We start from the raw sequence: 912 nt of genomic DNA, 5'->3' as shown, positions 1-912 counted from the left end.
TTGAGAAGATCAACTTTCGGCTGGGTAAGGCGCGCCGTTGCTGTCGAGTGGCAGGGGCTCCGCGGGCGAGTCGGCGAGTGATGGTGTTGATCGCGGCCCAGCGGATCATGGCCTCGGACATGGCGGGGTGGCGTTCGTAGTCGCGGGCCAGGCGGCGGTGCGCGGTCAGCCAGGCGAAGGTGCGCTCGACCGCCCACCGGCGTGGGATCACGGCGAACCCGCGCTGGTCGGCGGGCTTGCGCACGATGTGCAGCGTGGTGCGCAACAGGGTCTGGGCCCAGTCGAGCAGCCGGCCGGCGAACCCGCCGTCGGCGAACACGAACCGCACCGAGGTGCCCAGGTAGGTCGCCAACATTGCCGGCTTGGCCCCATCGCGGTCCTGCACCGACGCGGCCACGACCACGACGGTGAGCAGCAGCCCGAGGGTGTCGGTGACGATGAACCGCTTGCGGCCGTTGACCTTCTTCCCGGCGTCGTAGCCCCGGGTGTCGCGCCCGACGGTGTCGGCGCCCTTGACGCTCTGGGAGTCGATCAGCCCGGCGCTGGGCTGCGGGTTTCGGCCCTCCTGCACTCGCAGCTGGGCGCGCACCACCGGGAGGAGTCTCTCGGTGACCTTGTCCTGTTCCCAGCGGTTGAAGTACCAGTACACCGTCTGCCAGGGCGGGAAGTCGGCTGGCAGCTGCCGCCACGCACACCCGGTGCGCACCACGTACAAGATCGCGTCCACGATCGCCCGGCGCGGGTGCTTCTCCGGCCGACCACCCGTGTTGACCTGTGGAAGCAGCGGCTCGATCACCGCCCACTGCTCGTCACTGGTGTCCGAGGGGTACCGCGCTTGCCGACTCACCCGCCACCGTTGATCACTACACCGGCACAGTCACGTCAACACGCCGACCTTCTCAAACACGCTCT

General features: G+C 69.0%; 1 protein-coding gene. It reads right to left on the bottom strand.

Going from position 1 to position 912, the window contains the following annotated elements:
• On the bottom strand, positions 1–877 hold an 877-nt coding region (locus ABEA81_RS42325), incomplete at its 3' end, for an IS5 family transposase (RefSeq protein WP_345613707.1).
• Positions 878–912 lie beyond the last annotated feature (35 nt).

The organism is Pseudonocardia adelaidensis (assembly GCF_039543345.1).
Taxonomy (GTDB): domain Bacteria; phylum Actinomycetota; class Actinomycetes; order Mycobacteriales; family Pseudonocardiaceae; genus Pseudonocardia; species Pseudonocardia adelaidensis.
The sequence above is the reverse complement of the archived record's forward strand: the minus strand, read 5'-3'. Positions and strand labels throughout refer to the sequence as shown.